At 46.4% G+C, this 20,584-nt stretch carries 18 protein-coding genes; 13 read left to right on the forward strand and 5 right to left on the reverse strand.

The features are described from left to right. Positions 1-140: 140 nt before the first annotated feature. The 4 genes from RMO79_RS11290 to rsmD all read left to right on the forward strand — a co-directional run bounded on the left by RMO79_RS11290 (position 141) and on the right by rsmD (position 4,384). A complete protein-coding gene (locus RMO79_RS11290; RefSeq protein WP_310483255.1) occupies positions 141-1,220 on the forward strand; it encodes a PIN/TRAM domain-containing protein in 1,080 nt (359 codons plus the stop codon). A 189-nt stretch (positions 1,221-1,409) separates the two neighbouring features. Further along, entirely contained in the window at positions 1,410-2,426 is a 1,017-nt protein-coding gene (hemB, locus tag RMO79_RS11295; RefSeq protein ID WP_310483256.1) for a porphobilinogen synthase, read from the forward strand. A gap of 294 nt (positions 2,427-2,720) precedes the next feature. Then, positions 2,721-3,728, forward strand: a complete 1,008-nt coding sequence (locus RMO79_RS11300; RefSeq protein WP_310483257.1) for a DnaJ C-terminal domain-containing protein — start codon at positions 2,721-2,723, stop codon at positions 3,726-3,728. 95 nt (positions 3,729-3,823) lie between these two features. Further along, complete coding sequence (gene rsmD / locus RMO79_RS11305; RefSeq protein ID WP_310483258.1) at positions 3,824-4,384, forward strand: 16S rRNA (guanine(966)-N(2))-methyltransferase RsmD; 561 nt, start codon at positions 3,824-3,826, stop codon at positions 4,382-4,384. Between the two features lie 218 nt (positions 4,385-4,602). Here rsmD and petG read toward each other — a convergent pair whose 3' ends face one another. After that, on the reverse strand, positions 4,603-4,716 hold the full coding sequence (petG, locus tag RMO79_RS11310; protein ID WP_310483259.1) for a cytochrome b6-f complex subunit V: 114 nt from the start codon (positions 4,714-4,716) through the stop codon (positions 4,603-4,605). A gap of 336 nt (positions 4,717-5,052) precedes the next feature. Between petG and RMO79_RS11315 the strand changes: the two genes are divergently transcribed. Next, complete coding sequence (locus RMO79_RS11315) at positions 5,053-5,361, forward strand: c-type cytochrome (protein WP_396136575.1); 309 nt, start codon at positions 5,053-5,055, stop codon at positions 5,359-5,361. Between the two features lie 105 nt (positions 5,362-5,466). Here the strand turns inward: RMO79_RS11315 and RMO79_RS11320 are convergent, their stop codons facing one another. Next, complete coding sequence (locus tag RMO79_RS11320) at positions 5,467-6,762, reverse strand: folylpolyglutamate synthase/dihydrofolate synthase family protein (RefSeq protein ID WP_310483261.1); 1,296 nt, start codon at positions 6,760-6,762, stop codon at positions 5,467-5,469. Between the two features lie 389 nt (positions 6,763-7,151). On the opposite strand from RMO79_RS11320, the gene RMO79_RS11325 reads away from it, so the two are divergent. The 5 genes from RMO79_RS11325 to purU all read left to right on the forward strand — a co-directional run bounded on the left by RMO79_RS11325 (position 7,152) and on the right by purU (position 11,194). Next, complete coding sequence (locus RMO79_RS11325) at positions 7,152-8,327, forward strand: response regulator (protein WP_310483262.1); 1,176 nt, start codon at positions 7,152-7,154, stop codon at positions 8,325-8,327. 25 nt (positions 8,328-8,352) lie between these two features. Beyond that, positions 8,353-8,715 (forward strand): response regulator, encoded by a 363-nt coding sequence (locus RMO79_RS11330; RefSeq protein ID WP_310483263.1) that lies wholly within the window; start codon positions 8,353-8,355, stop codon positions 8,713-8,715. A gap of 73 nt (positions 8,716-8,788) precedes the next feature. Next, the gene (locus tag RMO79_RS11335) at positions 8,789-9,268 is read left to right on the forward strand and encodes a chemotaxis protein CheW (RefSeq protein ID WP_310483264.1); all 480 of its coding nucleotides are present in this window, start codon (positions 8,789-8,791) and stop codon (positions 9,266-9,268) included. A gap of 38 nt (positions 9,269-9,306) precedes the next feature. Then, on the forward strand, positions 9,307-10,326 hold the full coding sequence (locus tag RMO79_RS11340; protein WP_310483265.1) for an ABC transporter substrate-binding protein: 1,020 nt from the start codon (positions 9,307-9,309) through the stop codon (positions 10,324-10,326). Positions 10,327-10,336: 10 nt separating this feature from the next. Continuing rightward, a complete protein-coding gene (gene purU / locus RMO79_RS11345) occupies positions 10,337-11,194 on the forward strand; it encodes a formyltetrahydrofolate deformylase (protein ID WP_310483266.1) in 858 nt (285 codons plus the stop codon). 259 nt (positions 11,195-11,453) lie between these two features. Here the strand turns inward: purU and RMO79_RS11350 are convergent, their stop codons facing one another. The 3 genes from RMO79_RS11350 to RMO79_RS11360 all read right to left on the reverse strand — a co-directional run bounded on the left by RMO79_RS11350 (position 11,454) and on the right by RMO79_RS11360 (position 14,204). After that, positions 11,454-12,473: an ABC transporter substrate-binding protein gene (locus RMO79_RS11350; RefSeq protein ID WP_310483267.1), complete on the reverse strand. Its 1,020-nt coding sequence runs from the start codon at positions 12,471-12,473 to the stop codon at positions 11,454-11,456. An 86-nt stretch (positions 12,474-12,559) separates the two neighbouring features. Further along, positions 12,560-13,378, reverse strand: a complete 819-nt coding sequence (locus RMO79_RS11355) for an ABC transporter permease (RefSeq protein WP_310483268.1) — start codon at positions 13,376-13,378, stop codon at positions 12,560-12,562. Positions 13,379-13,400: 22 nt separating this feature from the next. Further along, entirely contained in the window at positions 13,401-14,204 is an 804-nt protein-coding gene (locus tag RMO79_RS11360) for an ABC transporter ATP-binding protein (protein WP_310483269.1), read from the reverse strand. Positions 14,205-14,271: 67 nt separating this feature from the next. Between RMO79_RS11360 and RMO79_RS11365 the strand changes: the two genes are divergently transcribed. The 3 genes from RMO79_RS11365 (at position 14,272) to RMO79_RS11375 (ending at position 20,580) form a co-directional block, all read left to right on the forward strand. Then, positions 14,272-15,036 (forward strand): SDR family oxidoreductase, encoded by a 765-nt coding sequence (locus tag RMO79_RS11365; RefSeq protein ID WP_310483270.1) that lies wholly within the window; start codon positions 14,272-14,274, stop codon positions 15,034-15,036. A gap of 384 nt (positions 15,037-15,420) precedes the next feature. Beyond that, the gene (locus tag RMO79_RS11370; protein ID WP_310483271.1) at positions 15,421-18,537 is read left to right on the forward strand and encodes an amino acid adenylation domain-containing protein; all 3,117 of its coding nucleotides are present in this window, start codon (positions 15,421-15,423) and stop codon (positions 18,535-18,537) included. 204 nt (positions 18,538-18,741) lie between these two features. After that, complete coding sequence (locus RMO79_RS11375; protein WP_310483272.1) at positions 18,742-20,580, forward strand: methyl-accepting chemotaxis protein; 1,839 nt, start codon at positions 18,742-18,744, stop codon at positions 20,578-20,580. The last annotated feature ends 4 nt before the right edge of the window (positions 20,581-20,584 follow it).

Raw genomic sequence — 20,584 nt, forward strand, 5'->3', positions numbered from 1 at the left:
TCCCACACCCCCCACACTCCTAACTCCCCCCTCCCCCAAGTGCAACTTAAAGTTACCATCATGCCGTGTAACCGATCGGTACCAGATATAATGGGATTAGAGATATCTAAATCATACTCGACTCGATCGGACGCTTACTCATGCTCGACTTTACTATTATCCTGCTCCTAATTCTTGCAGCGGCAGGCATTGGTTACGATATCGTGGAGATATTACCCAGTGAGATGTTGGCACAAGTCACCAATCAGGATGGTTTACGGATTGTGTCGGCTGGGTTTGCGGCTTTATTTGGCGGTATATTTGGCTTTGTGGTCAAAACTGCTTACCGCCGCTTAGAACTTCAGGTGCGACAGCTCCCGGTGGATGTGCTGTTAACCAGAGCCGTTGGCTTAGTCATCGGGTTGTTAATTGCCAATTTGATGTTAGCACCAGTCTTTTTGTTACCGATCGCCCCAGAGTTTTCATTCCTCAAACCGTTACTGGCAATTTTAGGTAGCGTGATGTTTTGCTATTTGGGCGTGACGCTCGCCGATACTCACGGCGGCGCATTTTTGCGGTTGCTAAATCCCCAAAATGTCGAATCGATGCTAGTCGCGGAAGGCACTCTCAAAGCCATCTCACCCAAAGTTATCGATACTAGCTGCATTATCGACGGACGCATTGAAGAGTTATTAAATACCGGATTTGTAGAAGGACAAATTTTAGTCCCGCAGTTTGTGATCCAGGAATTGCAAACGCTGGCAGATGCCGCCAACGATATGAAACGGATTCGCGGACGCAGGGGTTTAGACATTCTCAATCGGATGAAAGATGGTTTTCCCGATCGACTCATCATCCACCCGATCGATTATCAGGATATCGCAACTGTGGATGCGAAACTAGTCCACTTTGCCAGCGAAATTCATGCCACTTTGCTCACCAATGACTACAATTTGAGCAAAGTCGCCAATTTACAGGAAGTTTCTGTCTTAAACGTCAACGATCTCGCTCACGCCGTCCGCCCGATTTATTTACCTGGCGACTGTCTGGAAATAAAAATTATCAAAGACGGCAAAGAAGCCTCCCAAGGCATCGGCTATCTCGATGATGGTACGATGGTCGTCGTCGAAGAAGGTCGCAAATACGTCGGTGGCGGCTTACGTATTATCGTCACCTCTGCACTCCAAACATCCGCCGGAAGAATGATCTTCGCCAAACCATACGCCTCGATGATGGCATGAAGAGATGGGAGATGGGAGTTGGGAGTAAGAAGTAAGGAGTAAGAAGTAAGGAGAATTTTAGATTAAAAATTTATTCATGTTCCCCATTCCCCCGTCTCCCCGCTCCCAACATCACAAACCCTTAAAACATTCCATTCCGATCGGACTTTTTCGGTATAATCATTGGCTACTGCGATCTACTTACTTCTTATGTCTCGATCGAATTCTGAAGCCGAACAGCAACTTTCGCTTACCAAACGTCCCCGACGGTTGCGCCGCAATCCTACTATCCGCAGTCTCGTTAGCGAAACCCAATTGACAGTAGACGATTTAATCTATCCAATGTTTGTCACCGAAGGCGAAAATCAACGGGTAGAAATTGTCTCGATGCCAGATTGTTATCGATATAGTCTCGATCTGCTACTCAAGGAAATTGCCGAAATTTATAGCTTGGGAATTAAAGCAGTAGCTCTATTTCCCGTCGTCTCAGAAACTAAAAAAGACGATAATGGTACCGAAAGTTTCAATCCTGAAGGATTGGCTCAACAGGCTGTCAGAGCGATTAAAGCGCAAACTCCTGGCATGATGGTAATTACCGACGTTGCACTCGATCCTTTTACCACACACGGACACGATGGCGTAATCGACGATCGTGGTGTTATCCTCAACGATGAAACTGTTGCCATCCTGGTGAAAATGGCTGTTTCGCAAGCCGCAGCAGGCTGCGATATCGTCGCACCTTCAGATATGATGGACGGCAGAATTGGAGCGATTCGCCAAGGTTTAGATGCTAGTGGCTTTACCGATGTCGGCATTCTCGCCTACTCAGCCAAATATGCATCTGCTTATTATGGCCCCTTCCGCGATGCACTAGATTCTGCGCCCAAATTTGGTGATAAAAAAACTTACCAAATGGATCCGGCGAATGCACGCGAAGCTCTACTCGAAGTCGAACTCGATATTGCCGAAGGTGCCGATATGGTGATGGTCAAACCCGCACTAGCTTACATGGATATCATCCACCAAGTCAAAGCCAACTGCAACGTTCCAGTCGCCGCTTATAATGTCAGTGGTGAGTACTCAATGATCAAAGCCGCCGCCCAACTCGGCTGGATCGACGAGAAAAAAATTATGATGGAAACACTGCTGAGTATCAAGCGCGCTGGTGCAGATCTGATTCTGACGTATTTTGCTAAGGATGTCGCCTTAATCTTGCATCACAAGTAATAGTAAACGATCGCGATCGCAACTTTTCTAAGCAGTGAGTTGACTCTTTTCGATCGCGATTTCCACCATTACGAACGGGGATTCATCAACTTTGTAGGTAATCAGGGCATAATGAAGTAACAAGCACCTCTGGTATGCTTCTCTTCTCTTCTCTTCGAGAGGCTGTACCTACGGCAGGCTTCGCCAACGCGAACGCCAAAGGCAAACAGTTATCTTTAGCCACCCTTTTGATTCGCGCTCGTCGGTTTCCCCGACGGTTTAGCAAATCGGTATCCATTAGCCTCTGACTGAAATATGGCAGCGACAAATTTTCGAGACTATTACGCGCTCTTAGGAGTGAACAAGAACGCTAGCGCAGACGATATTAAAAAAGCCTATCGGCGATTGGCACGTAAATATCACCCCGATCTCAACCCGGGGGATAAAACGGCTGAAGCCAAATTTAAAGAAATTACCGAAGCCAACGAAGTCCTCTCGGATACCGAGAAACGCAGTCAATACGACAGATTCGGACAATACTGGAAACAATCAGAACAACCGAAAAGCAACCCGCGATCGACTGCCAGCAATACTCCTAGCAATACTCCTGGCGACTTTAACACGGTTGACTTCGGACAATACAATAACTTTGATGATTTTGTCAACGAGCTGCTAGGACGATTTAATAATAATGCTAGCAACTCCAATCCGGCTGGCGCGAAAGCATCAGCCAAGACTAGCGGCGATGGGTTTAATGCCAATGCTAGCACGAGTAGTTCTAGTAGCGTCGGCGGCGATCGCGAAGCCACCATCAGCCTCTCACTTACCGAAGCATATAAAGGTGTCCAAAAAAGCTTCAATCTCGGCACCGAAACAATCAAAGTCCGTATCCCTGGTGGAGCCAAAGCTGGCAGCCGGATTAGAGTACGCGGTAAAGGCAATATCAATAATTACAAACAACGCGGCGATTTATACCTCACCGTCGAATTACAACCCCATCCCTTCTTTAGACTCGATGGCGAACAACTCATCTGCGAAGTCCCCGTTACCCCCGACGAGGCAGTTCTGGGTGCCCAAATCGAAATTCCCACCCCAGATGGCATGGTGACAGTTAACGTGCCTGCTGGCGTGCGTTCCGGTCAATCTCTGCGACTGCGCGGTAAAGGCTGGGCGAATCCACGCGGCGAACGCGGCGATCAATTAGCCAAAATTACGATCGCAACTCCTAAAACCATCACCCCCAACGAGCGAGAGCTATACGAAAAAATCCGCAGCACCCGCACCTTCGATCCTCGCAATCACTTTAAACAGGTTACGCTTTAGGCTTTAGGTTTTGGGTGTTAGGGAATAGGTTTTAGAACTAACTGTGTTCCAGATTGCCTCCCACACTCCCCACACTTCCCACACTCCCCTTGCGAATGAGTATCAGAATCTATGGTAATCGAGAGCTAAAAACGTTGCCAGGATTGGAAACTAGACCTACACCAGCGCGGGTGAGACAGGCGGTATTTAATATTTGGCAGGGGTCGATTGCTGATTGTCGGTGGTTGGATTTGTGCGGTGGTAGCGGTGCGATGGGTGCAGAGGCTTTGTGTCGAGAGGCGCAGATGGCGATCGCGATCGAGCGAGCGAGTGCAGCTTGTGATATTATCGAGCAAAATTGGCAAAAAGTTGCTAGCGCATCCCAAACCATTCGGGTTATACGCGGCGATGTTCTCGATCGACTAATAGATTTAGCAGGACAGACATTCGATCGCATCTATTTCGATCCACCCTATGCCGGGGGATTATATCAGCCAATATTAGCAGAGATCGATCGGTTGCAATTACTCGCGCCGCTGGGCGAAATTGCTGTAGAACACAGTCCCGATCCTCAGTTGAGTATCTTACCAGCATCGCTGCCAACACTTGAATTATGTCTCCACAAAGTTTACGGAAATACGGCAATTTCCTTCTATCGATCGACGATCGAAGTATAGATGCGTGCGAGTTCGACAGTACGTTTATAACAGTACGATCTATCTAGGAAAAAAGGTTAAAGAAAGGAAATAATCGGTTTTGCCTACTTTCCCCTTTACCCTGTCTTGAAAAGGTGCTTCACTTGCGGCTCGCCTTTGGACGGGTTCCCCGTCAAAAAAGGCGAGACAAGACAGGGAAAACCCCAAGTACGCACTTTTCGCTTTCCCCTTGTCCGTAATTACATCCCGATTTGATTGCCGCGCTTGTATTGGAGGTAAGCTGCCACAAATAAGCCAGCCAGAGTAATGAAAACTAAGCCGAGGACGATTCCAGATAGTAAAGGTTCTACCACGCGTAAGAGACTCCGTATCGATTGAAAGAATTTCCTCTAGCGTATCGGTTTTTGGGGGCTGGATGCAAGGTAGTTGCAGCAGGTTATCGCAAATAGCGCGTGCGATCGTGAACGCAAAACTTTACAATGCGAGAAAAAGCTTAAGATATTTAAGAAATGTATCGTAAATCTTAAATTTATAGATACACTATAAGTGGCGGTGTATGGCTCTATTGCGAGATCTGCATCTTATATTTGTAATTTAACTTCACCAGTAGCAGGCACGTCTTGGATATCCGACTACCTAAACTCAAGCAACCATCAGGGCAACAGATCGGACCGATCCTGTTCGTTTGCTTGTCGCTCTGTTTGTGTGCGATCGTCGGTTGGCAGTCGCTTCAAGCAGCCAATCCCTATATGACTAGCGTATTGTCTAAGACAGGTGACCCTACCTTAGGACATGCTATCTTTCAGATCAATTGTAGCGGTTGTCATGGCTTAAATGCTGGCGGACGCGTCGGGCCGAGCTTGCTCGAAATTTCCAAGCGCAAGTCCCCTCACAGTCTGATCGAACAAGTCATCAGCGGCAATACTCCCCCCATGCCCCAGTTTCAGCCCAATCCGCAAGAGATGGCCGATTTGCTGAGTTATTTAGAAACGCTTTAGGAGCGGGGAGATAGGAGTAGCCCCTTCAGGGCGGCCACGCCAACGGAGATGGGAGATTGTGGATTGAGAATATCCAAGTCTCCTCGTCCCCCAGTTCCCCCGTCCTTACTCTCGATTTTGCTTTAGAAAATGACCGAGGAGATAAAGAGAGCCGCAGAGGACGGGTTGATGAGTGTTGGCATGAGTAATGGCAGCGGTTAGAGCTATGCTTTCGTCTGGGTGGATTGAAATTGAGTCTAGATCTACGGCTAGAGATCGGGCGATATCTGCAAGTGCGATCGGATCGGCGGAACTATGTCCGGGGACGGGAAGTAGATATAATCGATCGCCAGGACGCAATAAAGCTTCAAAAATATCGCGGTGAGATTTGGTCGATAGCATCCCCATCACCCAACTAATTGAGGTATTTAAAGTATCGACATATTGACGTAAAGCGATGGCTGCGGCTGGGTTGTGGGCACCATCGATTAATAATTTATGCCCGTGCCAAGTTGTCCACTGAATTCTGCCCAACCAGTGGGTATTTGCCATCCCTGTGAAAATTGCTGTATCGCTAATTTTCCAGCTAGATTGGCGAAGTACAGTAATTGTGGCGATCGCAATTGCCGAATTGGTTAATTGCATTTCGCCCAATAAAGCCAGGGGATACTCAACCCCATCAAATTCGACCCAAGGCAATAAATCTGCCGCTGATGTGGAATCGGAAGTATATTCAACTGAAGGCACCTTCACGGCGGGTTTCACCCACGTTGCGGGGCAATTAAGTTCAGCGATGCGATCGGTAACAACAGCTACAGCATCGGGTGGCAGCGTGCCGATAATAGCTGGACAGTTGGGTTTGAGAATTCCGGCTTTTTCTGCTGTAATTTTGGAAATCGTATCGCCGAGTTGTTGCCAGTGATCGATCGAGATCGAAGTAATTACCGTCGCCAGCGGATTGTCGCAAACATTAGTTGCATCTAATCTGCCACCCAATCCGACCTCAATTACCGCGATATTTACTTGAGACTGGGCAAAATATACCCACATCGCCGCAGTCACAATTTCAAACTGGGTGGGGGTAGGCGTATTCGGATCGATTGCGGCAATGACTCGATCGAGAATTTTCATGGCAAGATCGGTATCGATCGGTTCGTTATCGATACAAATCCGCTCGTTCCAGTCGATTAAATGCGGCGAGGTATAACGCCCAACGCGATAACCTGCGGCGGTGAGGATATTCGATAGATAAGCACATACCGAACCTTTGCCATTAGTACCCGCCACATGAATTATCGGCACTGATAAATGGGGAGAGCCTAATGCTGCGAGTAAAGTTTGAATCCGGCTCAACCCTAAGTTCACCCCAAATTGGTGAAATGGTAGCAAAAGAGTATTGATATCTGGAGTTAGATCGGTCACTGAGTGGCTAAAAAGTAATGAACGAGGGTATAGACAAAAAGCTCTTAACTTATCCCGCGCTTTAGCGAGAAATAATCTAAATAAAGCAGATTAATATTATTTGAATGAATCGTGTCAACGGCTGACGCTACATGTAATTGAACTTTTTGGCTCGATGCTTCAAGAGAGAGGCTGCGCCAAGGACGCATCATCGATATATCTACTCAGAATATTCGATCGGCTCGTGAAAACAACCACTCTCTTCCTGGGTACTCTATGTAGGAGGACGATAATTATGAGGTGTTCGGGTGCCTCAATACTAATGAGCTGTGACAATTATTGACAAAAGATTATCCAGATCTAGAATCGCTAAGGCTAGATCTGTTGACACAGATTCCAACCAGGAAAACATGAATCAACTTATTGCCGCAACCGCAGACCAGTTTTCATTTTCTGCGCGGGGGCTATCACAACAACTACTCGAACACATGCACAATGGCAGCGGCTATTGGGAGCATCAATTCGATCGATTTGCCGATCGCCAACCACCATTTTACTGGAATCTGGGCATCGCCAACGGTCGAATCTTGTATTCTGGCAGTAGAGTGTGGTCTCCACAAATGTTGCTCAGAGTCGTGGATCGATATGTCATCCAAACTCACAGCTATGCGGCAAAACTCCAGATCGAGCTACTCAAGCAACAAGTAAAGGCAGGATCGATCGATTCCGCCCAATTACTGGCAGCCATGAAGCAATCGCAGATCGTCAGCGAAGCTCAACTGCAAGCAGCACTGCAAATCAAAATCTTAAACGATTTGGATTTGTACTTATTGATGGGTAGCGGTTCGGCAAAATTTATTGCCTCAGATCTCGAAGATCGGTTGCCAATTAATGGCTTTAACCCGGTGGCTCTATTTAATGCAGCCGCACAGCGGCAGTTGGAATGGATGAAAGTCAGAGAGCAAGTACCTTCGATGAAGTTGTGCCCGATTCTCGATCGATCGGCAATGAAAACAGCCAATTTACCAGAGACTCAACAACAGCGGATCGAGAGACTAGTTCAATCTGACAAAAATCTCGGCACAATTGCCGAAGAGATGGCAAAAGATCCCCTCGAAGTCGCTCAGATGTTTGCCAAACTAGGAAAAACTGGCTTGGTCAAATTTAAACCACCCCAGCAGCAAAAGAGTGCCACTGTGATGATCATCGATGATTCGCCAGTGCTGCTATCGCAATTTCGGAACTGGGTATCGGCTCTAGGCTATACGGTGCAGACTTGTCAGGATGCTAGAACTGCACTAGCGAGGATTGCCGAGATCGAGCCTTCGGTGATTTTTATCGATATTAACATGCCAGAAATTTCGGGATTCGATCTAGTCAAACAACTCCGCAAACAACCAGCTTTCCGGGCAATTCCCCTCGCGATTTTAACTGGAGAAGAAAAACTTTCTAATAAATGGCGGGCGCAGTGGAGTGGGTGCGAGTTTCTCAACAAACCGCTGACTGCTGCTGGCATTATTGATTTTCAAGTTCAACTTGAAGAGTTGATTTCCCGACTACTCAACCCGCCTGCAACCTCAACCTGAATCTAAAATTTAAATACTTAATTTTATGCGATTTTTAATCATTGATGATAGTTCTTTAGACAGACACGCGCTAGCTTCCTTGCTAGAAATTCTCGGACATGAGGTAGATGTCTGTGCGAGTGCCACAGATGCATTGAGTGTGGTAGCGGCTGGTAAATACGATTTGGTATTTTTAGATGTAGTCATGCCCGAACAAGATGGCTATAAGTTTTTACGAACGGTGCGACTCAATCCCACTACTGCCAATCAGTATGTGGTGTTCTGTTCTAGCAAAAAAACGCCTCTAGAAGTCAACTATGGTATTCAGCGAGCTGGAGCCAATGATTATCTACCCAAGCCAGTCAGTCGTGAAAGTATCGAACAGATTCTCGCCAAGATTCCGGCATAGGAATAGTAGCTCTGAAGATATCTAAGTTTGTCTTACCATGCCGAGCATCGATCCTTAAACCCCCGTCTATCTCATGAGTGCCAATATTACCAATTTAATGCCACCAATTGTTGGGGCAACTGCCGATTTGGAGCAGCGATTTATTCTCACTCAAGTCGAACGGCTCACTCTGGTGTTGCCAGCAACTTGGGTAACAGAAATTATCCGGATCGATCGATCCCAAATCCTCGATTTGCCGTTTTACGACCCATTACTGGTGGGAATTGCCGATCGTAACGGTCGGATCGTACCGCTAATTGCGACAGATCGATTGCTGGAAGTAGCCGCCAGATCTTTACCAGAGCGAGTAGTAGTGGTACTACTAGAAGATCGCGGCGATCGAGAATTGGCAAATGTGGGCTTAATTGTCGATCGGGCAATCGGTGGTAGTACTCGCCAAGAATTACCACCAGAACTATTTACTGCCAACCGAACTGAATCGATGGTGATGATGCGCTCTGCGTTAGTGCCCACGAATTTATGGCAGCCCAAATATTGGTCGATCGATAACTAGCGATCGTATATTTATCTAAAACAACAAACAACATCATCATGCGTAGAAGAACTCTGATTAAATCATCGGCTCTATTCGGATTGGGTGCTTTAGGTGCCAGTGCTTTTAGTGCTTGTACCGATCCCGATCGCCAGACCGATTCTAATACTAGCAAAAGCCTGACACCATTGAGAGTGGGCGTGCTTAACTGGTTTGGGTGTGAGGGGATGTTAATGGCTGACAAAAAGAATTTATTTGCAGCCGAAGGTATTAAAGTCGAGCAGCAATATTTTGCATCACCTACTGAAATAAACGATCTATTCCTAGCTGGCAAGCTAGATTTGGCAGCGATGGTTGCCACCGATCCGATTATACTCTCGCTCAAGCTGCCGGATATTAAGACTATTATGGTCACAGATTATTCTGGTGATGTCGATGGAATTTTGGCCAGTAAAAAGATTACCAAACCAGCCGACTTGCGCGGCAAAAAAATTGCCTGCGAGGATGTGCCCTACGAGATTATTTTCCTTGGAGAATTCCTAAAGCTGGGCGGTATGACTGAAAAAGACGTACAAATTGTCTCGCTGACAGCCGAAGCAGGAGCAAAAGCATTTGCGGCTGGTAAAGTTGATGCAGCCGTTACCTACGATCCATACTTGGGAAAAGCCCTCAAGCAGCGTGCAGATGCTCAGATCCTCTTCTCAGCCAAAGCAAGTAACATCATTCCCAACGCGATCGTCGCTCAGGCGAAAGTAATTGAATCGCGACGCAATGACATCCTCGCCTATATTCGGAGCGTAGACAAAGGACTCAAGTTTTCGGCGGCTAACCGCAAGGAAGCTGACGATCTGATGGCAAAATGGCTCGCAGTCGGACTACCCGAAATCGCCGATCAGCGTTCTAAAATTTATATTTTGGATATTGTTAAAAATAAAGTAGATGCATTTAATCCTAGTAGCCCGTTGAATGTCGAAAGTAGCATTCGATCGGGCGGACAGATTCTCTTGGAAAATGGTAGGGTGAAAAAGTTAGCTGATGCGGGAACTTTAATCGATGGTTCTTTAATCAAATCTCTGTAGAACGATCGGTATGAAACCAACTGCAACACTCTTATTTTCTTGCCCCGATCGACGGGGATTGGTCGCTAAAATTGCCAATTTTATTTATGCTAATGGGGGTAATATCATTCATGCCGACCACCATACCGATTTTAATGCAGGTTTATTTTTAAGTCGGATCGAATGGTACATTGAAGGGTTCAATCTCCCACGAGACTTAATTGCCCCAGCTTTTGGGGCGATCGCCCAACCTTTAAATGGTACCTATCAGATCCATTTTTCTGATACTGCGCCTCGGATAGCGATTTTTGTCAGCCGTCAAAACCACTGCTTGCTAGATTTAATCTGGCGACAACAAGCCCGCGAATTTTTAGCAGAAATTCCGCTGATTATTAGCAACCATCCCGATCTCGAACCGATCGCCAACCAATTTGGAATCGACTATCATTATTTACCAATTACCAAAGATAATAAACAAGAGCAACAGCAGCGTCAATTAGCATTACTCAATGAGTATCGAATCGATCTGGTAATTCTTGCTAAATATATGCAGATTATCAATCCCGAATTTATCGATAGTTTTGCCAGTCACAAGATTATCAATATTCATCATTCCTTCCTCCCAGCTTTTGTCGGTGCCAATCCTTATCACAAAGCCTACGATCGCGGGGTCAAGATTATTGGGGCAACGGGTCATTATATTACCGCCGAACTCGATGCTGGGCCAATTATCGAGCAGGATGTCGTTCGAGTTAGCCATCGCGATGATGTAGACGATCTAATTCGTAAAGGTAAAGATCTCGAACGGATCGTGCTAGCGCGCGCAGTCCGTCATCACCTCCAAAATCGGGTGCTGGTATATGGCAATAAAACAGTAGTTTTTGAATAAATAACCTAAGTTGCTACCCATAAAACGCCTACGATTGAAATCGTGGCTAATGGTGCAAAGTCCGCCTACGCGGACTAGGGATTTCAGTCCGCGTAGGCGGACTTTGCATTCCGAGCGGCGGTTTCAACCGCTGGAGTTATAGGTAACAACTTGGGTTAAATAAACCAAATTACTACTTTTATCGATCGAACTTGCACTAAGTCGGTAAAACACAAACCCTACTTCTTTGAGGAGTAGGGTTTGTAGTAACAATAGTTAGCTAGATTGCTTTCACAAAAGAACCATCTACTAAATTCTTACCAGCTAATACCTTGGATATTTTGCCTGCTTTGAGTAGAATTGGGGCAGCAGAATCAATACTATTAATTGCATTCAAAGGATTTGTATCATCGAAGACGATCGATTTATTTGCAGCCATATCTAGCAATCTGATTTGTGCCATCTGTGCGGCTACTTCTGCTGGTGTCGCGCCTACCCATTTGGCAATTAATCCATTAGCTTCCTGTGGATAGTCTGCGGCATATTTCATCCCTTTAGCAAAAGCCCGTAAGTAAGCTAATACATCTGCTGTTCGTGTCTTCAAAATCGAATTATCTGCGGCTAAACCATTGGCGATCGTATTGCTACCTTTTGCTGTATACAATACCTTAGATCCAGGTCTACCTTTGAGAGCTTTACCAACAAATGGCTCATAAATTGTCGCTGCATCAACCTTACCAGCAATAAAAGCAGCATGAGCATCTGGAACTGCTAAAGAGACTATTTGGACATCTTTATCGGTTAAGCCGACTGATTCGAGATATTTATTAGTAAAAACAACTTCATAAGGAATATCTTCCCTAGCGATTTTTTTGCCTTTTAAGTCAGCCGGAGCATTGATGCCATGACTGACGATCGCGTCTACTTCACCAGAGTAGTCACAAGCATAAATAAATTTGAGATCGGGAGCTTTTGCCGCTAATACTAACAGATCTGTAGCGACTAACCAAGACAGATCCATCTGCTTGGAGAGGAGTGCAGTATTGACTTCGGATACAGTCTGGAAGACAGTTTGCTTAACTTCAATTCCCTCTTCCTTGAAAAATCCTTTGACTTCGGCAATATAAGCACCACCCCAGCCAATCCAGGGAATTAGGGCGATGCGTAAAGGTGCTTTCTTGACTGGAACAACGGTAGTAGGTTGAATTGCGGCTTTATTACCACAGCTACCCAGTACTGATGTGGAAACTGCACCGACAGTAAATAAAGCAGAAGAACGGAGGACATCTCTACGGCGCATAATATCTATCTTGAATATTTAGAGGTTTGAAGGATCGGATTAGATGCCAAAAATGCTGGGTTTTTAATAAAAGTTACCTTCTGAAGTTAATTATGGTCTGCCCACGGAGTAAGTGCAATAGCTAATCGATGAAATATATAGTCAGTGACTAAGCCAATTAGCCCGATCGTGACAATACAAAACAGTACTTTATCGGTGTTTAGATATCTTTGGGATTGGATAATCCGAAAGCCCAAACCAGATTGAGCGGCAATTAACTCGGCAAAAATCAAAAAATTCCAGGCTCCAGCAATATTCACCCGCAATGTATCCAAAATGCTGGGTAATGATGCTGGTAAAATCACCTTGAATAAAATTTCGCGGCGATTGGCACCCAGGGTATAAGCAGCATTTAATAGATCGTCACTAATAAACTTAATGGCATCAGCAATCATGATTGAGTTGTAGAGGACAATCCCCAGAAAAATCATCACGATCTTGGCATTTTCTTCTAGCCCTACCCAAATCATAATCAATGGCACAAATGCGGTCATTGGCATATAACGCACCGTTCCAACTAATGGCTTGAATAAACCATCGATACTTTCAAATGTGCCAGTAGCGATGCCTAATGGTATCCCAACTACCGCAGCCGCTAAAAATCCGCCCAGCACTCGTCCGGTACTAATTAAAATATCTGGAAGTAGAGTTCCTGCTTGCCACATTTGCCACCCCGCCGCCATGACAGCAGTAGGAGCAGGCAAGAATGTCGGCGATGTGAAACCGCCATAGCTGAGGATCGACCACAATAGTAGCGGTGTGACTAATCCAATTATCGGCATCAGCAGTTTCAGCCGTCGCGGGATACCCCGCCGAATATTCCAAAATTGTGAAGGCTGGAGATGTTTGCGTCGAGTGGCTGTCATGAGGGAATAGGAAATAGGGGATTTAGTGTCCGAGGGCGTGGATGATTTGGCGTTTAATTTGGACGAATTCTGGTGCTAGTTTTAGTTCTAAGGATCGAGAATCGGGCAGATCGATCGAAATCTCCGCTTTAATACAGCCAGGATGGGCACCCATGACATAGATGCGTTGAGACAGAAAGATTGCTTCTTCGACATCATGTGTCACCATCAGGATCGTAATTTGGGTGCGCGCCCAGAGTTCCCGCATAAATTGTTGCATTTGTGATTTGGTTTGGGCATCTAGCGCGCCAAAGGGTTCGTCCATGAGTAATACGGCTGGCTCGTTCGCGAGGGCGCGAGCGATCGCCACGCGCTGTTTCATGCCCCCAGAGAGCTGTTTGGGGTAGGCATCAGCAAATTTCGTCAAGCCGACAACATCTAGATAATAAGCAACCTGTTTGAGACGTTCTGCTTTGGATAATCCTTTTAATTCCAGCCCAAAGCTGACATTCTCTGCGACCGATCGCCAGGGGAAGAGCGTATAATTTTGAAACACCATCCCGCGATCGGCACCTGGCCCTAAGACTACTTCATCCTCGATCGATACTTGTCCCGATGAAGGTTGCTCCAATCCGGCAATAATTTTCAGCAGTGTCGATTTGCCACATCCTGAAGCACCAACGAGACAGACAAATTCATTTGCATCGAGATGGATATTGATGTTGTCTAGTACCAACAGTTGTCGATCGTCTTTGTAGGCAAATACTTTGGCAAGACTGCTAGTCGAGAGTTTATGGGGTGGTGTCGCAGCATTATTTTCAGATATCGGGGAATGCCGATCGAACATAAGCACAAGGGTGATAATTTGAGAGCTGGCATTATGGATTTAATATTAATACAAAGGGGTGATGCTAATGGGTAGAGTAGCAGCAAAAGCATGTGTAGTTACGGGTGCCGGATCGGGAATTGGTCGAGCGATTGCCCAAAGATTGGCATTAGAAGGCGGAAAAGTGGTGTGTGTAGATATCAATCCAACAGCGGTAGCTGAAACGGTCGCGGGGATTCAGGCGGCTGGCGGGATTGCGGCGGCTGTAACTGCGGATGTGAGTAATTCTGTTGCTGTCGATGGCTTCATCCGGCAGTGTGTAGAACTATACGATCGAATTGATATCCTGGTTAATAATGCTGGGGTCAATCTACCAGGAATTTTTCATGAGGTGAGTAATGATGAGATCGATCGCACCTTAAATATCAATGTCAAAGGCTACATGTATGGTAGTCGCGCGGCAATTCCCCACATGCTGCGCCAACAAGCAGGTTCGATCGTCAATATTTCGAGTGTGAATGGACTAGTTGCCGAGCCGTTTCTCTCGGTATATGCGGCATCTAAAGGCGCGATCGTGATGCTGACCAAAGGCATCGCGCTAGATTATGCCAAGCAGGGAATTCGCTGCAACTGCATTTGTCCGGGCTGGGTAGATACACCGATTAATTATGCTCATGCCGAGATGATGGGTGGACTCGATAAGATCTATGCCGAAATCGATCGATTTCAACCGATCGGTAGACCTGGCGAACCGAGTGAAATTGCTAATTTAGCCCTGTTCTTAGCATCGGATGAGGCTTCTTTTTTAACAGGCTCAATTATTGCGGCGGATGGGGGGATGACAGCGCAGTAGCGAAAATTAGGTATTGGTATATGGCAATAAAATATTAGTATTCGATTGCTACCACTCATCACCGACCTTAAATATTTACAACCCCGATTGGTAAACAATCGGGGTTTTTCAGATCTACTCTTGAAAATACTGCTCTTTTAGCCTCCATTTTATCTACTTTCCACTCTAATAATTATCTTTAATTGTGATGTTAGATCGGTTCATTTTCGATCTATATCACCAAACAACAGCGATGTCAACAGATCTATATATTTGCTATAAGTTTAAATATTTAATTTTTAAAATCTGGAATAATTCTGAGATTTTCTTCCCGATCTTATCTCTGAACTATGGAATAAAGTGTTTGATTGCAAACTTTCAGAGCGAGATATTATGGAGGGTAAGATGATAAGTGTTAAGCCTAGTAATTTAATTCACCAACTGGTAGAACGCCAAGTTTTACAGACTCCCGCAGCGATCGCGGTCACATTTCAGGATCGAAAATTAACTTACCTAGAATTAGACCAAAAAGCGAATCAACTAGCGCATTACCTTCAATCTTTGGGTGTCAAACCAGAAACACTCGTGGGGGTGTGTATCGAACGATCGGTAGATATGCTCGTTGCATTACTCGCAGTACTTAAAGCAGGTGGAGCTTATGTGCCCCTCGATCCTAGTTATCCAACCGATCGATTAGCTTTCATGATGGCAGATTCCAAGTTACCAATTTTACTCACCGAGCAGGCACAACTAGCCAATCTGCCCTCAACCTTAGCCCGCGTCATCGTGCTAGAAACAGATCGATCCCAGATCGAGATCCAGAGTCAGGATTGTGTAACCAGCGATGTAACTGCCGACAATGTTGCCTATACAATCTATACATCTGGTTCGACAGGTAAGCCTAAAGGCGTGCAGGTGCTTCATGGTGGCGTGGTCAATTTTTTGGAATCGATGCTCGTAAAACCGGGTTTGACCGCTGCGGATACCCTGCTAGCGGTGACTACGATCTCATTTGATATTGCCGTCCTCGAATTATTTTTACCACTGACGATCGGGGCGAAAATTGTCTTGGTCAGTCGGGAAATAGCCGCTGATGGCGCGCGATTGGCAGCGGAGATCGCCGCATCTGAGACGACATTTATGCAGGCGACTCCGGCGACGTGGCGATTATTGTTAGCAACTGGTTGGAATGGTAATCCACAGCTCAAAATTCTTAGTGGTGGCGAAGCGATGACGCGGAGCTTGGCAGATCGACTATTAGAATGCTGCGCCTCATTGTGGAATATGTATGGCCCAACTGAAACCACGATCTGGTCGGCAATTTATCAAGTCCAGCCAGGTACTCAGGCGGTATCGATCGGTCATCCGATCGCCAATACCCAAATCTACATCACAAACCAACGATCCAATCGCCAAGATGATGTACTTACACGAGTCCCTGACGGTCAACCGGGTGAAATTCTGATTGGTGGCGACGGACTGGCACGGGGTTATCTCGATCGCGTCGAAATGACCGCACAGCGGTTTGTACCCGATCCGTTTAGTACCAAACCTGGTGCGCTGCTGTATAAAACTGGCGATCTGGCGCGGTTGTCGTCCGATGGCAGCATTCAGTTTATTGGCAGAGTCGATAACCAAGTCAAAATCCGGGGGCATCGGATCGAGCTGGGCGATATTGAAGCAGCGATTTCTCAATATGTGGATATTAGAGAGGCGGCGGTCGTTACTAGAGAGGATAATGTTGGCGAAAAACAGTTAGTGGGTTATCTGGTTGCGGCGCAGACCCCGAATTTACTACCGAACCTACGCGGTTATCTCAAAGAGAAATTACCAGAATACATGGTACCGAGTGTATTTGTGATGATGGATAAATTCCCACTCACGCCGAATGGTAAAGTCGATCGGCGCGCGCTCCCCGCTCCCAGTCAGGATCGACCAGAGCTAGCCGTCGCAATGGTCGCACCGCGTAATGCGATCGAGCGAGATCTGGCACAGATCTGGAGTCAATTGCTGGGCATCGCACCCGTCGGTATCGATGATAATTTCTTCGATCTGGGCGGTCATTCCCTATTCGTCGCCAAAATGATGACTCAAGTGGAAGAAACTTTTGCCGTCAAGCTCGGATTGAGCGATTTGTTTGGTGCGCCGACTGTGGCTGGATTGGCTCACGCGATCGTCACTGCGAGACAACCCCAACTAGCTGCGAAGCTGAATCTCGCTGACTCAGTTACCGATCTCGAACGGCAAATTCTAGCAGATGCCCAGCTAGATCCGAGTATTTGCCCCGAAACACTTGGTTTCGAGCCAAGCCTAACACCGCAACATATTTTCTTGACTGGAGCTACTGGATTTTTGGGAGCTTTTCTGCTCGATGAATTACTCAGAACCACTACTGCGACTATTTACTGTGCGGTTCGGTGCTCTAGCATCCAAGTCGGTCGCCAAAAACTCCAGCATAATCTCGATCGCTACGCACTAAACGGTGCGATCGCTCATAGCAGCCGCGTCATTCCCGTCCCTAGCGACCTCTCTGAGCCGCTGTTGGGTCTATCTGCTCCCGAATTTCACCAGCTAGCCGGACAGATCGATACGATCTACCACAATGGCGCGTATGTGAATTTGGTCTATCCTTATGCAGCCATGAGAGATACCAATGTCCGAGGGACAACAGAAATCTTGAGACTCGCCAGTCAGGTCAAAGTCAAACCAGTTCATTTTATCTCAACCCTAGATGTCTTTCAGTCTGGCGGTCGTTCCCAGTTGACGCAACTGCCTGAGGATGATGAATTTCCAGCCACCGAGCTACCTGGTAGCGGCTACGCACAAAGTAAGTGGGTTGCCGAAAAACTGGTCAAAACCGCTCACGAGCGGGGCATTCCTACCTGTATTCACCGACCGGGGATGATTATCGGTCACAGTCAAACTGGCTGTTCCAATACCGAAGATCTCGTGAGCCGACTGATTAAAGGTTTAATCCAGATGCGGATCGCACCATCATTACCCTTGCCGATGCACCTCACGCCTGTCGATTATGTCAGCCAAGCGATTGTTAAATTGGCAAGTCAGCAGTCAGCTTGGGGTAAAGCATTTCACTTTAGCAACCCTCATGCTTTGTCACTGGCACAATTAGTAGATAAGATGCGATCGCTCAATTATGAGATGCAATATGTGGACTACGATCGCTGGTTGAATCGGTTACTCGAACTCGATGCCACTCAAGACAATGCCCTCAAATCTCTAGCTCCACTCTTGAGTGCTAACAGTGCCGCTGATGCCAAATATTTAGATGTCCTAAATTTAGGAAATGTTAGCGATCGAAATGCGATCGATGGATTGAAGGGCACCTCGATTAGTTGTCCAGAACTGACTGACGATCTGCTGGAGACATACTTTGCCTACTTTAGTCAAAGCGGATTTCTCGATGGTCTCCAACAGCCACAATTATTATCGCTTGCTGGTTTACTGGATCTGACGCGATCGCAGCCAGAGCCAGAACTATTGGCAGCGATCGGATTTAATTAAGCCTTCCTACATAGCTCTGAATTTAGCAATCTCTAAAAAATTAATTCTCACTGAATACCAGTGGGAATTTTTTATTAGCTAGATTGTCGATCCAAAACATGTAATTGGGAATTCTAGAGTAGATAGAGGACTTTACATTGCTAGCTCGAATAGCCAAAAGTCATGGCAACCCCCAGCAGACAGATTTAGTCAATCACCTCAATTATGAATAGCACCAATCAACCTAGCTTTTTCCAGAAAATCCAGCAGTTCGTTCGAGCAAATTTAGTCAGCGCGATCGTCTCTTCAGCTTGTCTGAACTTGGGATTGACCGGAGCGGCAACTTGGAACGTTTGGAATGCTTCTCAAAACCTCAAAGTGACCGTAGAACGGCAGACCAATCTTCAAGAACTGAGCAACCGCACTGCCTATCTAGATTCGGCAATGTCAGAAAATTTGGTATTCCCACCCGGTCAACAATTGTGGCAAAAACGCTATCGGAGTAATACTTTCGATCTCCAGACAGCGACTACCGAATTGGGTGCTGAAGTACCTGCAACTGTCAAAGATGTGTTCGATCGATCTAAACTATCGATGCAGCAATTAATCGCGATCGAAAATCGGGTGTCCGCACTAGTTAAGAATCGTCAACTCGAAGCTGCTAAAACACTCATCCTCAGTCAGGAGTACGATCGCGAGAAACGGTTTTATATCGAAAGTGCCCAAACCATCATTAGCAAAATCAAAGAAAATATCAACATTCAAATCCAGTCGCAGCGACAGGCTTTGGATCGGGCAATTTTGCTAGCAATTGCTGGTTTGGGTCTGTTGGCATTGACGAGTATCGTGACTGTATTAGCTGTTAGAAGTTATATTCGCGATCGGCAATTGGCTCAAGCCAATCTTCAATCCTCACAAGATAATCTGCTCCAAGTCAATTTGCAGCTAGAAAATGAAGCCTTCCAGCGGCAAATTCAAGAACAATTGACTCGCCAAGAAAACGAGCAACTCCAACAAGATATTGGTGAATTGCTAGATGTCGTTAGTGAAATTGAATCTGGCAATCTGACGATTCAAGCACAGGTAAACGATCGCGCGACTGGATTGGTGAGCGATACGATCAATCGGCTGATCGAGGAATTGGGTCGAACGCTACGACAAGTATCGGTAGCAGCAGATCGGGTCGATGCCAATAGTAAAACCCAAAAAGACCTGGCAACTACTGTCGCTCAAAGCACCAGCAAGCAGTCTGAAGAAGTCGGTCAAATGTTGCTGTTGACGCGCAATGTGCGCCAATCAGCCCAAAATACCATGCAGCAGTTGAATATCACTAATCAATCTTTGGTGACGCTCCAATCTTCAGTTACCGAGGGACAGGGGACGATTTCCAGTCTCGATCGGGAAATTGATGTATTACAAGCTGGGAGCGATCGAATCGTCCAAGAAATTAAAACCCTGGGTGAATTCGTCGGTCTTGCCGACAGATTCGTCCAAGATCAAGGTGAAATCGTAACTCAGACTCAGATTTTGGCACTCAACGCCTCGCTAGTAGCCGCTAGAGCCGCCGAACAGCGCGACCCCAAACAGTTTGCTGGCGTAGCGCGAGAATTTGAATTAATCGCCACCCAAGTCAGTCAACTAGCACAACAAACTAGTGAAGGTTTGGCAAGTCTAGAGCAGCGGAGTTCCCAGATTCACCAAGTGGTGTCATCGGTAGATATCGATGTTCAAAAATTGGGTGGATTGGTGAATACTTTTACCCAAGGTGTCAAGCAGGCTAGCGACGTGTTTGCGACGGTGCAAGCAGTCACAGCCCAAGTTGTTGAGTCAGGAAATATGGTTTCTACCGCCAGTCAGCAAATTGTCACAGCAGCGGATTCCACGACGATCGCGATCGAATCGATATCGACTCTCAGTCAAGAAATTTCGCACCAGTCCCAAGATGCCCAAAATTTAGGCGACCAACTAAATATTCTCTCCACAAATCTACTAGAAAACATCCAGATCTTCAAGCTACCAGCCGCACCAGTCGCCGAAGATAACGCCCTAGAACTTGCCGTCTAACCCC

The organism is Chamaesiphon sp. VAR_48_metabat_403 (assembly GCF_031422475.1).
In the GTDB taxonomy this organism is placed as follows: Bacteria; Cyanobacteriota; Cyanobacteriia; order Cyanobacteriales; family Chamaesiphonaceae; genus Chamaesiphon.

What these genes read in the sequence shown, in the direction of transcription:
- hemB (WP_310483256.1), top strand. Translation starts at nt 1,410, where the DNA reads ATGTCTCGATCGAATTCTGAAGCCGAACAGCAACTTTCGCTTACCAAA.
- RMO79_RS11300 (WP_310483257.1), top strand. Translation starts at nt 2,721, where the DNA reads ATGGCAGCGACAAATTTTCGAGACTATTACGCGCTCTTAGGAGTGAAC.
- RMO79_RS11365 (WP_310483270.1), top strand. Translation starts at nt 14,272, where the DNA reads ATGGGTAGAGTAGCAGCAAAAGCATGTGTAGTTACGGGTGCCGGATCG.
- RMO79_RS11335 (WP_310483264.1), top strand. Translation starts at nt 8,789, where the DNA reads ATGAGTGCCAATATTACCAATTTAATGCCACCAATTGTTGGGGCAACT.
- RMO79_RS11350 (WP_310483267.1), bottom strand. Translation starts at nt 12,473, where the DNA reads ATGCGCCGTAGAGATGTCCTCCGTTCTTCTGCTTTATTTACTGTCGGT.
- RMO79_RS11355 (WP_310483268.1), bottom strand. Translation starts at nt 13,378, where the DNA reads ATGACAGCCACTCGACGCAAACATCTCCAGCCTTCACAATTTTGGAAT.
- purU (WP_310483266.1), top strand. Translation starts at nt 10,337, where the DNA reads ATGAAACCAACTGCAACACTCTTATTTTCTTGCCCCGATCGACGGGGA.
- RMO79_RS11375 (WP_310483272.1), top strand. Translation starts at nt 18,742, where the DNA reads ATGAATAGCACCAATCAACCTAGCTTTTTCCAGAAAATCCAGCAGTTC.
- rsmD (WP_310483258.1), top strand. Translation starts at nt 3,824, where the DNA reads ATGAGTATCAGAATCTATGGTAATCGAGAGCTAAAAACGTTGCCAGGA.
- RMO79_RS11360 (WP_310483269.1), bottom strand. Translation starts at nt 14,204, where the DNA reads ATGTTCGATCGGCATTCCCCGATATCTGAAAATAATGCTGCGACACCA.
- RMO79_RS11330 (WP_310483263.1), top strand. Translation starts at nt 8,353, where the DNA reads ATGCGATTTTTAATCATTGATGATAGTTCTTTAGACAGACACGCGCTA.
- RMO79_RS11370 (WP_310483271.1), top strand. Translation starts at nt 15,421, where the DNA reads ATGATAAGTGTTAAGCCTAGTAATTTAATTCACCAACTGGTAGAACGC.
- RMO79_RS11325 (WP_310483262.1), top strand. Translation starts at nt 7,152, where the DNA reads ATGAATCAACTTATTGCCGCAACCGCAGACCAGTTTTCATTTTCTGCG.
- RMO79_RS11340 (WP_310483265.1), top strand. Translation starts at nt 9,307, where the DNA reads ATGCGTAGAAGAACTCTGATTAAATCATCGGCTCTATTCGGATTGGGT.
- RMO79_RS11290 (WP_310483255.1), top strand. Translation starts at nt 141, where the DNA reads ATGCTCGACTTTACTATTATCCTGCTCCTAATTCTTGCAGCGGCAGGC.